The 12,827-nt window shown below is 72.4% G+C and carries 13 protein-coding genes and 1 pseudogene; 5 read left to right on the top strand and 9 right to left on the bottom strand.

The features are described 5' to 3' along the window. Position 1: 1 nt before the first annotated feature. From ACIRD7_RS21035 to ACIRD7_RS21045, 3 genes are read right to left on the bottom strand one after another with little or no spacing between them, the layout of a single operon-like run. A complete protein-coding gene (locus tag ACIRD7_RS21035; RefSeq protein WP_403455285.1) occupies positions 2-1,858 on the bottom strand; it encodes a GMC family oxidoreductase N-terminal domain-containing protein in 1,857 nt (618 codons plus the stop codon). After that, on the bottom strand, positions 1,855-3,255 hold the full coding sequence (locus ACIRD7_RS21040; protein ID WP_403455288.1) for a hypothetical protein: 1,401 nt from the start codon (positions 3,253-3,255) through the stop codon (positions 1,855-1,857). The genes ACIRD7_RS21035 and ACIRD7_RS21040 overlap by 4 nt, the downstream gene beginning before the upstream one ends. Continuing rightward, positions 3,252-3,968, bottom strand: a complete 717-nt coding sequence (locus tag ACIRD7_RS21045) for a FadR/GntR family transcriptional regulator (protein WP_403455291.1) — start codon at positions 3,966-3,968, stop codon at positions 3,252-3,254. The genes ACIRD7_RS21040 and ACIRD7_RS21045 overlap by 4 nt, the downstream gene beginning before the upstream one ends. Positions 3,969-4,111: 143 nt before the next feature. Between ACIRD7_RS21045 and ACIRD7_RS21050 the strand changes: the two are divergent. From ACIRD7_RS21050 to thpD, 5 genes and pseudogenes are all read left to right on the top strand, one after another. Then, positions 4,112-4,210: pseudogene (locus ACIRD7_RS21050) on the top strand (DUF664 domain-containing protein); the annotation flags it as partial. 305 nt (positions 4,211-4,515) lie between these two features. After that, entirely contained in the window at positions 4,516-5,022 is a 507-nt protein-coding gene (gene ectA, locus ACIRD7_RS21055; RefSeq protein WP_403455292.1) for a diaminobutyrate acetyltransferase, read from the top strand. 31 nt (positions 5,023-5,053) lie between these two features. Further along, on the top strand, positions 5,054-6,325 hold the full coding sequence (ectB, locus tag ACIRD7_RS21060) for a diaminobutyrate--2-oxoglutarate transaminase (RefSeq protein WP_403455295.1): 1,272 nt from the start codon (positions 5,054-5,056) through the stop codon (positions 6,323-6,325). Positions 6,326-6,377: 52 nt separating this feature from the next. Next, entirely contained in the window at positions 6,378-6,782 is a 405-nt protein-coding gene (locus ACIRD7_RS21065) for an ectoine synthase (protein ID WP_403455298.1), read from the top strand. A 15-nt stretch (positions 6,783-6,797) separates the two neighbouring features. Next, a complete protein-coding gene (gene thpD / locus ACIRD7_RS21070) occupies positions 6,798-7,676 on the top strand; it encodes an ectoine hydroxylase (RefSeq protein ID WP_403456371.1) in 879 nt (292 codons plus the stop codon). A 3-nt stretch (positions 7,677-7,679) separates the two neighbouring features. Here the strand turns inward: thpD and ACIRD7_RS21075 are convergent, their stop codons facing one another. The 6 genes from ACIRD7_RS21075 to ACIRD7_RS21100 form a co-directional block, all read right to left on the bottom strand. Further along, positions 7,680-8,678 (bottom strand): maleylpyruvate isomerase family mycothiol-dependent enzyme, encoded by a 999-nt coding sequence (locus ACIRD7_RS21075; RefSeq protein WP_403455301.1) that lies wholly within the window; start codon positions 8,676-8,678, stop codon positions 7,680-7,682. Positions 8,679-8,726: 48 nt separating this feature from the next. After that, positions 8,727-9,332, bottom strand: coding sequence for an RNA polymerase sigma factor (locus tag ACIRD7_RS21080; protein WP_403455304.1), 606 nt, complete (start codon positions 9,330-9,332; stop codon positions 8,727-8,729). A 41-nt stretch (positions 9,333-9,373) separates the two neighbouring features. Further along, positions 9,374-10,426 (bottom strand): aminotransferase class V-fold PLP-dependent enzyme, encoded by a 1,053-nt coding sequence (locus ACIRD7_RS21085; RefSeq protein ID WP_403455307.1) that lies wholly within the window; start codon positions 10,424-10,426, stop codon positions 9,374-9,376. 107 nt (positions 10,427-10,533) lie between these two features. Then, positions 10,534-11,250: a DsbA family oxidoreductase gene (locus tag ACIRD7_RS21090; RefSeq protein ID WP_403455309.1), complete on the bottom strand. Its 717-nt coding sequence runs from the start codon at positions 11,248-11,250 to the stop codon at positions 10,534-10,536. A gap of 77 nt (positions 11,251-11,327) precedes the next feature. Continuing rightward, the gene (locus tag ACIRD7_RS21095) at positions 11,328-11,831 is read right to left on the bottom strand and encodes a GNAT family N-acetyltransferase (protein WP_403455311.1); all 504 of its coding nucleotides are present in this window, start codon (positions 11,829-11,831) and stop codon (positions 11,328-11,330) included. Next, on the bottom strand, positions 11,828-12,823 hold the full coding sequence (locus ACIRD7_RS21100) for a GlxA family transcriptional regulator (protein WP_403455313.1): 996 nt from the start codon (positions 12,821-12,823) through the stop codon (positions 11,828-11,830). Before ACIRD7_RS21100 ends, ACIRD7_RS21095 begins: the two co-directional genes overlap by 4 nt. Between the last annotated feature and the right edge of the window lie 4 nt (positions 12,824-12,827).

Consider the following 12,827-nt stretch of genomic DNA (forward strand, 5'->3'; position numbering starts at 1 on the left):
GTCACCCCTCCGGCACCGCGCCGCGAGCGACACCCAGCGCCGCCGCCATGATGCTCAGCTGCGGGTTCACCTCCGGACAGCTGGGCAGCACCGACCCGTCGGCGATCAGCACGCCGTGCACGCCCCGCAGGCGGCCCTCGGGGTCGGCCGGTGCGCGGTCGGGGTCCGACCCGGCGGCGGCCGTACCCGTGGGATGGAACGCGGAGACATGCAGGTGACGTACCGTCACCTGGTCGAGTACCGCGTCCAGTTGCCGCGGAGTGCGGGCCCGCGGGGCGTGCGGGACGCCGGTCAGGACCTCCTCGGCGCCCGCGGCGAACAGCAGGCGGCCCATGGCCCGTTGGGCGCGCAGCAGGCGGCGGGCGTCGCGCGGTGCGAGGTCGTAGCGGAGCAGCGTGCGGTCCCGGCCGAGGACGCGGCCGGAGGGGCGGTCGGCGATCATGGCGCCGAGCGTGGCCAGGTGCCGCGTGCCGTCCACCTCGCGGCGCAGTTCGCGTCCGACGCCGGGCAGCACGAACGAACTCATGCCCGGGGGCGCCGCCGTGGCTTCGATCAGGATGCCGTCGGCGTGCAGTTCCTCCACTCCGACGCTCTGCAGGACGCCCTGCCAGCCGGTGACCGGGCTCCTGAAGCGGCCCGCGACGCTGATCGCCGGGTGAACGCTGAGGTTGCGGCCGGTCCCTGGGTGTCCGCCGAGGCCGGAGCGGCGCAGCAGTTGCGGGGTCTGCAGGGCGCCGGCGGCGACCACGACCAGGGGGCTGAGGATCTCCAGCCTGCTGCCGTCGGGGCGGCTCACCGCCACTCCGGCGGCCCGTGGACCGCCGGGCCGGTCGCGGTCGGTGAGGATCCGCAGGACGCGGGCGCCCGTCACGATGCGCGCGCCGGCGGCGCAGGCTTCGGGGAGCACGGAGAGCTGGACGCTCTGTTTGGCGCCGGTGGGACAGCCGACGACGCACTGGCAGGAGCCCTTGCAGCCGGGGGCGTTGCGGCGCAGGGGTGCGGCGGCCCAGCCGAGTCGCTGCGCGCCGGCCAGGGCGAGGCGGCCGTTGTTGCCGAGGACGTCGAGCGGCTGCCGGGCGACCCGCAGGGTGCGTTCCACCTCGTCGAGGTGGGCGTCGAGGTGCTCGGCGACGGCGAATCCGTAGCGGCTGCGCCAGCGGGTGCGGACGTCGTCCGGGGTGCGGTAGCAGGTGCCGGAGTTGACGACGGTGGTGCCGCCGACCGCGCGGCCGACGGGCAGGACCAGCGGTGGGTTGCCGAGGGCGAGGGTGGCGCCGCCGTCCCGGTAGAGGTCGGTGAAGCGGTCGAGGGGTGTTCTGCGGCCGAACGACGCGGTGGTGTGGTGGTCGCCCTCCTCGACCACGACGACGCGCAGTCCGGCGCGGGCCAGCGTCCGGGCGGCCATCGCGCCGCCCGCGCCCGAGCCGACGACCACGGCGTCGGCGGTGGAGCGCGTGGGCCAGTCGCGGGAGGGGGTGCAGTCGAGCGGGGGGTCGTCGGGGGCGGGCGGCGCGGCGGTGGGGCTGTGGTGCAGGGTGCGTTCGGTGCCGGCCGCCAGCAGCACCGGCACCTTGACCGCGTCCAGGAGCGGCAGCAGCGCCCGGTGGGAGGCAAGCGACGCGAGGACGTCCTCGCGTTCCACGGGGCCGAGCGCGGGCAGCCGTCGGCCGGTGCGGGCCAGGGCGTAGACGTCGACCGCCGTGGCCGCGCTGCGGACCGCCGCGCGGGCGGGGGCGGGCATGGCGTCCAGCAGGGTCTCGACGCGTCGCGGGACGGCCCGGGTCCACTCGGCGGTGCCGTCGTCGGCGAGGAGGGCGGCCACAAGTGCCGTCAGACGGGGGGTGGTCGAGAGGCTCATCGGTCACCTACCTCGGCGTGGGCGGTGCCCGCCAGGCGCCATTCGGCCTCCTGCCGCCAGGTGCCCCACCAGCGCTCCAGGCCGACCACCGCGTCCGCGCTCTCGCTGTTGCGGCAGATCGCGGGCGAGCCGTCGGGGTCGGTGTAGTCCAGTGCCAGGGTGCGCTGCGGTGGCTGGGTCACCCTCACCCGGATGCGGCGTCGGCCCACACGGCCGCTCACCCGCCACTCGGGCAGGCCGATGTCCGCCCGGAACCGGCCGAGTCCCGCCCAGCCGACGGCGGTGCGTTCGGCGCGCCGGGGCCAGGTGCGTCCGTTGTGCAGCAGCCGCAGGAACACCAGCGGGGGCAGCCGGTCGAGTCCGGGTCGCATGGACACCGCCGCGACGACCTCCAGGATGTCGCCGCCGCCCAGGTCCGCGTGGAGCCAGGCCCAGCGCCGGGCGTTGCCGTGGCCGTAGATGCGGGCGCTCGCGCCGGCCGCCTCGTCGAGGCGCAGCTCGTGGTCGCCGTGGCGGACGGTGCCGGTGTAGCGGCAGCGGGCTGCCGGCAGCATGTGGCTCGCCGGCAGCAAGGGGCGGCGCCAGGACCAGCGGGGGAAGGTGTGGACCGGCTCGCCGCCGGGCGTCTCGGTGAGCGACCAGGTGAACGGGCCGGCGGTGCCCCGGAGATGGCCGGGCCCGGCGCTGACGCCGGCGGCGGCGAAGCCCTGTTGGCCGTCCGTCCACGGGACGGGGCCGAAGCGGGCGTGCTCGGCGGGGCCCTCCTTGGGGAAGACGGCGACCCAGCCGTGGGCGTAGGCGCCGGAGCCGTCGGTGGGCGCCACGACCTCGTGGTGCAGCCAGACTCCGGTGCCGGTCGCCGGGTCGGTCAGGGTGGTGTACCAGACCTCCGTGCGCCCCGGCTTGCCGTCCCAGCGGGAGGCAAGGTGCCGGTCGGCGCCGGAGGTTGGGGGCTCGGCGCGCGGGAAGCGGAAGCTCGCGAGGAAGGGCAGCAGGCCGGTGGCGAGGGGGAAGCGCAGGGTGCCCTCGCCGACGCGTTCGCCGTCCTCGTACAGGGTGTACGGCAGGACCGTCATCGACGTCACGGGGCGAGCGGGTGACATGGACTTCCAGCCGTCGAGCAGCAGGCGCCGGCCTTCCAGGGTGAAGGTGATCCGGTATCTGATCCTGCGGCGCGCGAGGGGAGAGATCTCCAACTCGCCGCGCGCCTCGGCGTCGTCCGCCCGCCCGGCTATCCGCACTCGTCCCGTCACCTGTGCCCGTGTGGTGCGGTGGGGCAGCAGCACGGCGTCGGCCCGGACCGCGAGGTCCAGTCGTACGGGGCGCTCGCGGTCCTCGTCGCCCAGGCGCACCCGGCCGAGCATCGTCTCCCGGAACCGCGTCCCGCGCGCGGTCACCGGGTGCCGTCCCGGTGTCCGGCCGTGCGGGCCAGCCCTTCGAGCATGATGCGTTCCGTGGCCGACAGATAGGTGCCGGCGGCGGCGCGCGCCGCCTCCTGGTCGCCGGCGGCCACGGCGTCGACGACGGGGGCCAGCCGGTCGTGGGCGGCCCGGGCGTCCAGGAAGGGGTCGACCAGCGCGGCGCGCACCGGCAGGTAGGCGTTGAACAGGGTGTTGGTGAGCAGGACGTACACCCGGTTGCCGGTGGCGCGGGCGAGCGCGCGGTGCACCTCGGCGTCCGCGAGCTGTACGTCCTCGCCGTCGTCCGCGTCCCTGACGGCCGCCACCAGGGCACGCAGTTCGGTGACCTGGGCCGGTGTGGCGCGGGCGGCGGCGCGTTCCGCGATCAACGCGCCGATGCTGCGGCGCACTTCGAAGATCTCACCGATCCAGTCGGGGCTGTGCCGCACCAGCATCGGCAGCAGGTCGGCCCCGCCGAGCCGCAGGAAGTCCCGCACGCGGGTGCCCACGCCGTGCCGGGTCTCCAGCAGCCCGGCGTGCACCAGCCGGCCGAAGGCATGCTTGAGCGTGGTGCGGTTGACTCCGAACTCGTCGGCGAGTTCCCGTTCGGGAGGCAGATAGCTCCCGGCGGGATGACGCCCGGCGAGGATGTCCTCACGGAGCCGCCTCTCCAGAACGTCGACGGTGGTCTCGCGCGGCAGTACGCCCATCCCGGCCTCCGGCCAGCCAGTGGATCAGTGACTGAGCCACTGAACCACTGTGTGAGACGACGCGTCAACAAGGAGGACAGGGGAAACTCCGCCGACTTCGCCGACCACCGGCTCCGGGGATGTGACCCACAGTTGCCCGCCGCGTGCGCCGGGTGTTACCTCACATGACCGAGAAGGACGCACGACACAATGGCCACGCCGATATTCTGCGAGAACGCATCGACGGTGTTACCGGCGCCTGAATTCAGCGCAATTTAATAATTCCCTCACGGGTAGCTTCCCATCATCTTCTGCCCGCTTTCTCCGAACCTAAACGCAAAGATTTCGCGAACGCCAACCGGACTAATTCGGTCAGGTCTCGTGAGAGTTACACGCCTGTGACGCGTTCCACACTGTGCCCGGTTTGTGCGGTATTAAGGGGGCAAAATGGGGCGATTCACGGGGTCGCAGCACCACCCTTCACGCCCGCGTGATAACACATCCAGCCGCCGCACGTAACCCCGCACGGCCGTGCAATTTCGAATTTCCCTCGGTAAATTCAATTTGCATGACTGCCGCTCAAGCAGACCTGCGAATCGACCGTCCGGCGGTGGCCGACGGGGCCGCGCTGTGGCGTATTGCCAAAGACTCCGAAGCCCTCGACCTCAACTCCTCGTACAGCTATCTGCTGTGGTGCCGTGACTTCGCCGGCACATCGGCCGTCGCGCGCGACGAGCGCGGGGAGCCGGTCGGCTTCGTCACCGGGTACGTCCGGCCGGACCGTCCGCACACCCTGCTCGTCTGGCAGGTCGCCGTGGACGACGCGTACCGCGGTCGCGGACTCGCCGCCTCGCTGCTCGACGGCCTCGTCGCACGGGTCCGCGCCGAGTACGGCGTCACCGGCCTCGAGACCACCATCACGCCCGGCAACACCGCCTCCGAGCGGCTGTTCGGCTCCTTCGCGGAGCGGCACGGCGCCGCCCTGGAGCGCGAGGTGCTGTTCCCCACCAGCCTGTTCCCCGACGGGCCGCACGACCCCGAAGTGCTGTACCGCATCGGTCCCCTCTCCCTCTGAACTCCCCCCACGCAACGAGGAGCGATTCGTCGTGACCATCACCCAGCCCGACCTCAGCGTCTTCGAGACCCTGGAGTCCGAGGTGCGCAGCTACTGCCGCGGCTGGCCCACCGTCTTCGACCGTGCGCGCGGCAGCCGTATGTACGACGAGGACGGCCACGAGTACCTCGACTTCTTCGCCGGGGCGGGCTCGCTGAACTACGGGCACAACAACCCGGTCCTGAAACGGGCGTTGATCGACTACCTGGAGCGGGACGGCGTCACGCACGGGCTCGACATGTCCACCAGCGCCAAGCGCGCCTTCCTGCAGACCTTCCAGGACCTGGTGCTGCGTCCGCGCGACCTGCCGTACAAGGTCATGTTCCCGGGCCCGACCGGCACCAACGCCGTGGAGTCCGCGCTGAAGCTGGCGCGGAAGGTGAAGGGCCGCGAGGCCATCGTGTCGTTCACCAACGCCTTCCACGGGATGTCCCTCGGCTCGCTCGCCGTCACCGGTAACGCCTTCAAGCGGGCCGGCGCCGGCATCCCGCTGGTGCACGGCACGCCCATGCCGTTCGACAACTACTTCGACGGCACGGTCGAGGACTTCCTGTGGTTCGAGCGGCTGCTGGAGGACCAGGGCTCCGGGCTCAACAAGCCCGCCGCCGTGATCGTCGAGACCGTGCAGGGCGAGGGCGGCATCAACGTCGCCCGTCCCGAGTGGCTGCGCGCGCTCTCCGAGCTGTGCGAGCGCCAGGACATGCTGCTCATCGTCGACGACATCCAGATGGGCTGCGGGCGTACGGGTGCCTTCTTCTCGTTCGAGGAGGCCGGCATCACCCCCGACATCGTCACCGTGTCCAAGTCCATCAGCGGCTACGGACTGCCCATGTCGCTGTGCCTGTTCAAGCCCGAGCTGGACATCTGGGAGCCGGGCGAGCACAACGGCACCTTCCGCGGCAACAACCCCGCCTTCGTCACGGCCACCGCCGCCCTGGAGTCGTACTGGGCCGACGGCAGCGCGATGGAGAAGCAGACCCGGGCGCGCGGCGAGCAGGTCGAGCAGGGCCTGATCGCCATCTGCGAGGAGAACCCGGCCGACGTGAAGGAGTACCGGGGCCGCGGCCTGGTGTGGGGCATGGAGTTCCACGACAAGGAGCGGGCCGGCCGGATCGCGCGGCGCGCCTTCGAGCTCGGGCTGCTCGTGGAGACGTCCGGCCCGGAGAGCGAGGTCGTCAAGCTGCTGCCCGCCCTGACCATCACTCCCGAGGAGCTCGACGAGGGCCTGCGCGTCCTCGCCCGCGCCGTCCGCGAGAGTGCCTGACCAAACCCCTCATCCACCGTGCACACCACCACCTAGGAGGCATCGCAGCACCGTGATCGTCCGTTCGTTCAAGGACATCGAAGGCACCGAGCGCCATGTGAAATCGGCGTCCGGCACCTGGGAGAGCAAGCGCATCGTCCTCGCCAAGGAGAAGGTCGGCTTCTCCCTGCACGAGACGATCCTGTACGCGGGTACGGAGACGTCGATGTGGTACGCGAACCACGTCGAGGCCGTCGTCTGCGTCGAGGGCGAGGCCGAGCTGACCGACCAAGAGACCGGGCGGACGTACGCGATCACGCCCGGGACCATGTACCTCCTGGACGGGCACGAGAGGCACACGTTGCGGGTCAAGGAGGACTTCCGCTGCATCTGTGTCTTCAACCCGCCCGTGACCGGCCGGGAGGACCACGACGAGAACGGCGTGTACCCGCTGCTCACCGAGCCCGAGGAGGTGTGAGACATCGTGACCACGATGACCGACCTGTACCCCAGCCGAGGCGCCACCGAGGTGTCGACCCCGCGCCAGGACCCCGTGGTGTGGGGCTCCCCCGACACGCCGGGCCCGATCGCGGCCGGTGATCTGCACTCCTACGAGCGCGACGGCTTCCTCGCCATCGACCAGCTCATCACCGAGGACGAGGTGGCGGTCTACGCGCAGGAGCTGGAGCGGCTGATCACCGACCCCGGGATCCGTGCGGACGAGCGCTCGATCATCGAGCCGAAGTCCAAGGAGATCCGGTCCGTCTTCGAAGTGCACAAGATCAGCGAGGTGTTCGCCGCTCTCGTGCGCGACGAGCGGGTCGTCGGCCGGGCGCGGCAGATCCTCGGCTCGGACGTCTACGTCCACCAGTCGCGGATCAACGTCAAGCCGGGCTTCGGGGCCAGTGGCTTCTACTGGCACTCCGACTTCGAGACCTGGCACGCCGAGGACGGTCTGCCGAACATGCGGACGGTGTCCGTCTCGATCGCGCTGACCGAGAACTACGACACCAACGGCGGGCTGATGATCATGCCCGGCTCGCACCGCACGTTCCTCGGGTGTGCGGGGGCCACGCCGAAGGACAACTACAAGAAGTCCCTCCAGATGCAGGACGCGGGCACCCCGTCCGACGAGGCGCTGACCAAGATGGCCTCCGAGTACGGCATCAAGCTCTTCACGGGCAGGGCCGGTTCGGCAACCTGGTTCGACTGCAACTGCATGCACGGCTCCGGCGACAACATCACGCCGTTCCCGCGCAGCAACGTGTTCATCGTGTTCAACAGCGTGGAGAACGCGGCCGTCGAGCCCTTCTCGGCTCCGGTACGGCGGCCGGAGTTCATCGGCGCACGGGACTTCACCCCGGTGAAGTGAGCCTCACAGCCACGCGAGCGACGCGGCCCGCTCCAGTACGTTCCGTACGGCGGCCGCGTCGCCCGTGGCTCCTCTCGGCACTGCCTCCGGCGCGTACCGTCCGCCGACCAGCAGGCAGAAGTCGACCGGCTCCAGGGTGAGTTCGGCCCGTACCGGCTCGTCCCCCGAGCCCAGCACCCACTCCTCGCCCCCGGTGACCGAGAACAGCACCGGGGGCGCGCTGCTGCCCAGGGCCAGACCGAGGACACGCACGGCGAGGCGGACCAGCTGCCACAGGTGTTCCTGGGGCGGCGGCGGGACGGGCAGGCCCAGGGCGCGGCCGAGGTCGTCGGTGTGGATCCACGTCTCGAACGCGCGCACGAGGAAGTGGTCGGCGACGGGGAGCCTCATCCCCATCAACGTCACGGCGCGTGCGGCGAGTTCACGGTCGCGGGCCTCGGGCGCGGCGAGCAGCCGGCCGGCCTGGGCGGCCCAGTCGGCCACGGTCTCCTCTGGCGTACGGCCGTGCTCGTGGGCGATGACATCGGCGGTACGGCGGTTCCAGGCGTCCTCCCAGGGCGTGCCCCGTGTGATCCGCGAGGGCGGCACGCGCGCGTCGATGCCGAGCCGTGCCGCCAGGTGCTCGTCGGCGGCGAGGAGGTGGGCGACGGTGGCGTGCGCGTCCCAGTCGTGCACGACCGGCGTGGCCCAGCGGCCCGCGAGCTCGGGCAGCAGCGCCTTGAGCCCGGCGACCGCGGCGGCATAGGGGGCGGCGTGCCCGGCGACGGGCACGGCGGCGGGCCGGGTCCGCAGGGCGAGGGAGAGCACGCCGTCGGCCGAGGCGGGGGCCGGGTGCGCCGGCCCGTCCAGCAGCCGTACCGTCTCCTTCAGCCGTGCCGCCCACGCCGCGCAGCGCTCGCACTCGGCGAGGTGCGGCCGGACCGTCTCCTCCTCGGCCGCGTCCAGGGCGCCGAAGGCCCAGGCGGCCAGCAGGTCACGTACCACCGCGTGATCGTCGGTCATCGCGCACCTCTTCCCCGTGCCGTTCTCCCACGAGTACCCCTCTCGCCATCATGCGCCCCTTTCGAGCGCCGGGTCCGGGGGGTCGGCCAAAGTTTCCGCCAAGGAGCGCAGGGCGCTGCGCAGCCGGGTCTTGGCCGTGCCCTCCGGTATCCCCAGCTCGACGGCGGCCTGCCGGTAGGTGCGGCCGGCGAAGTAGGCGAGGTGCACGACCTCCCGCTGCGGCTGCGGGAGTTCGGCGAGGGCGGTGTGCAGCAGCAGGGAGCGCTCGCGGTCGACGACCGTCTCGTCGGGGCCGGGACCGGCGTCGGGGATGGCCTGGAGCGCCCCGTCGTCGGCGCCGGCGTCCTTGCGGTGGCGGGCCTCGCTGCGGACCCAGTCCACGGCCCGCCGGTGGGCGAGCACGGACAGCCAGGTGCGCAGCGAGCCGCGCCGCGCGTCGTAGGTGTACGGCCGGCTCCACAGGTGGGCGAAGACCTCCTGCGCCACGTCCTCGGCGGCGGCCGGAGAGCGGGTGACCCGTACGGCGACGCGCCGCACCAGCCCGCCGTACGCCGCGTACACCTCGGCCAGCGCGGACTCGTCGCCGTAGACCAGCCGCCGGTGCACCTCCGCGTCGGCAGGCGGCGGTGCGGAGGTAGCGCCCGTGGACTCCACGTGCCCTTCCTAGCGTCCTGGCAGGGCCCGCGCCAGTGGTTTCAGGCAGAAGAGAGGACGTCGAGCAGACGGTCGACGTCGGCGGGCGTGTTGTAGAGGTGGAACGCGGCGCGCAGGTTGCCCGCCCGGTCGGAGACCTCCACTCCGGCGCCGCTCAACTCGGCCTGGCGGCGGCCGAGCCCGGGCACGGAGACGATCGGCGAGCCCGGCGAGGGGACGGGCTCGTGGCCGAGGGTGGCCAGGCCGGCGCGGAAGCGGTCGGCGAGGGCGAGGTCATGGGCGCGTACGGCGTCCACGCCGAGCTCCTCGAGCAGTTCGAGGGAACGGCGGGCGCCGGCGTAGGAGAAGAGGGCGGGGCTCTCGTCGAACCGGCGTGCGGAGTGGGCGAGGTCGTCGATGGGGCCGTAGCAGGCGTCCCAGGGCCGCTCGCCGGCCACCCAGCCGGCGAAGAGCGGGGTGAGCCCGCCGAAGTCCTCCGGAACGACCAGGAAGGCCACGCCCCGCGGGCAGAAGAGCCACTTGAAGGCGACGGAGGCGCAGTAGTCGTATGCGTCCGCGTCGAGGTCCAGCCATCCGGCGGCCTGGGACGCGTCGATGTACGTACGCGCGCCGTGCTCGTGCGCCGCCGCCCTGAGCGCGGGCAGGTCGGCCACCCGGCCGTCCGCGGACTGGGCGGCGCTGACCGCGACCAGGGCGGTGCCGGGCCGCACCGACTCGGCGATCCGCTCCAGCGGCACGCTGCGGACCTTGAGGCCGGGGCGGACGTGGAAGGGGTTCACGACGGAGCTGAAATCGCCCTCGGCGGTGAGGACTTCGGCGCCCTCCGGGAGGGAGGCGGCGATCAGTCCGCTGTAGACCGCGACGGAGGCGCCGGCCGCCACGCGGCGCTCGGGCACCCCGACGAGCCGCGCGAAGGCGGCGCGGCTCGCCTCCACGTCCGCGAACATGTCGGTCGGCCGCCCGGCGGCCGCGGCCTCCACGGCGGTGCGCATGGCGGTGACGGTCCGGGCCGGGAGCAGCCCGGTGCTGGCCGTGTTCAGGTAGGTGTTCTTCGATGTGAACTCGGCACGGACGAGGCTCTCGAAGGTCTCCATGACCCCACTCTGAGCCATGGAGACCTATCGGTCCATTGCGAATCCTTACGTGGTTTCGCAAAGGAACGCTTATAGATCGGCTCCGACCTGCGCGTTTGCGCGGCGGCTCAGTGCTGCGGCACCGCGCACCCGTCCGGACCGCACGCGTGCGCGTCACCCTGGTCGATGAGCGTCAGCGGGGACCGGTCGCCCCACGCCTGGGTCAGTGCCTGCTCGAAGACCTCGGCGGGCTGCGCGCCGGAGACGCCGTAGGTGCGGTCGAGGACGAAGAAGGGCACGCCGTTGGCACCGAGTTGGGCGGCCTCGCGCTCGTCGGCGCGGACGTCGTCGGCGTAGGCCTCGGGGTCGGCGAGGACCTTGCGGACCTCGTCGGCGTCGAGCCCGGCGGCCACGGCCAGTTCCACGAGCCGCTCGTCGCCCTCGGAGAAGACGGACCGCTCCTCGGCGAAGTTCGCCCGGTAGAAGAGCTGGATCAGCTCGTCCTGCCGGCCCCGCGCCTTGGCGAGGTGCAGCAGCCGGTGCATGTCGAAGGTGTTGCCATGGTCGCGGCCCTCGGTGCGGTAGTCCAGGCCCTCCGCGGCGGCCTGCGCGCCGAGGTTCTCCTCACCGGCCTGGGCCTGCGCCGCGCTCATGCCGTACTTCTTGGTGAGCATGGTGATCACGGGCTGGATGTCGCCCTTGGCGCGTCCGGGGTCCAGCTCGAAGGAGCGGTGCACCACCTCGACCTGGTCGCGGTGCGGGAAGGCCTCCAGCGCCTTCTCGAAGCGGGCCTTGCCCACGTAGCACCAGGGGCAGGCGATGTCGCTCCAGATCTCGACGCGCATGTCTTCGGCTCTTTCCGGGTCGCACGGGATGCGGAGACACCCTCCGCCAAGTGCGTGAACGTTCAATCAGCGGCGTTTCATTCCCCGGCGACGGAGAAGCGCAGATTCAGATGGTGGTCCCCCTCGGCGGCCGGGTTCTCCGGATCCGGAACCCAGCCCTGACGGGCGTAGAAGGCCTGGGCGCGCCGGTTGTCGACATGCACGTCGAGCACGGCCGTGAGCTTGCCGTCGGCCTGCCACTCCTCCGCGCAGGCCGTGTGCAGGGCCGTACCGACGCCGCGGCCCCAGTGCTCGGGATCGACATGGAACTGGAAGAGCTTGACCGTGTCGGCGGGGGCGCCCTGCGGGGTCCGGAAGGAGGCGAGCCCGATGAGGCGGCCGTCCTCCACGACGCACAGCACATGCCCGTCCGGCCGCGCGATGGCGCTCCGCCAGGCGGCGAGCCAGTCGGTGCCGTCCTGCGGCAGCCCCTCGGGGTAGTAGGTCGCCCGGGCGCGCGCGTGCAGGGCCGTCACCGTCTCCGCCTCGGCGGGCAGGACGGTACGGATCACGCGGGTTCCGGCGGCTCTGTCGTTGATCATGCAACGGAGGACGTGCCCTCGGCCGCCCCGGTTCCGAGCCGGCTGAACTGCGCCCGGTAGCCGCTCGGCGTCAGTCCGGCACGGCGGACCAGATGCCCCCGCAGGGAGTCGGCCGTGCCCAGGCCGCAGGCGCGGGCCACCTGGTCCATGGGCAGGGCGGTGGTCTCCAGCAGCTCCTTGGCGCGCTCGATGCGCTGGTGGAGCAGCCACTGCAGCGGGCTCACCCCGCTTTCGGCGTGGAACCGGCGGGTGAGGGTGCGCACGCTGACCCCGGCGTGGCGGGCCAGGTCGGTGAGGGTGAGCGGCTTGTCGAGGTTGCGCATGGCCCAGCCCCGGGTGTCGGCGCAGGCGTTGCCGCGCTCGGGCGGCAACGGGGTCTGGGTGAACTGGGTCTGGCCGCCCGGCCGTACGGGCGCGACGAGCGCTCGGCGGGCGACCTCGTTGGCGACGGCGGCGCCGTAGTCGGTGCGGATGATGTGCAGGCACAGGTCGATCCCGGCGGCGTAGCCGGAGGAGGTGACGTACGGCCCGTCCTGCACGTAGAGCACGTCGCCCCGCAGGTCGACGTGCGGGTACCGGCGACGCAGCTCCTCGGCGTGCGCCCAGTACGTCGTGGCCCGGCGTCCGTGCAGCAGCCCCGCCTCGGCGAGTTGGAAGGCACCGGTGCACAGGGACGCGATCCGCTTGCCGGCGTCGGCCGCCTCGCGTACCGCGGCCACGATCCGGGGCTCCGGCTCGAAGGGCTCGCCGGTCCCCGCGACCAGCACCGTGTCCGCCTCCCGTACGGCCTCCAGTCCGTGCCGTACGTACAGGTCGAGCCCGCCGCTGGTGGGCACCGGTCCCGGCTCGGCCGCGCAGACGACCACCTCGTAGCCGGGCCGCCCGTCGACCTCGACCTTGCCGAACAGCATCTCCGGGATGGCGAGGTTGAACATCGACAAGGGCGACGGCGCGACGACGGCGATGCGGTGCGGGGCGCGGGGCTGGGGCATGGCC

Source organism: Streptomyces sp. NPDC093568 (assembly GCF_044764945.1).
GTDB lineage: Bacteria > Actinomycetota > Actinomycetes > Streptomycetales > Streptomycetaceae > Streptomyces.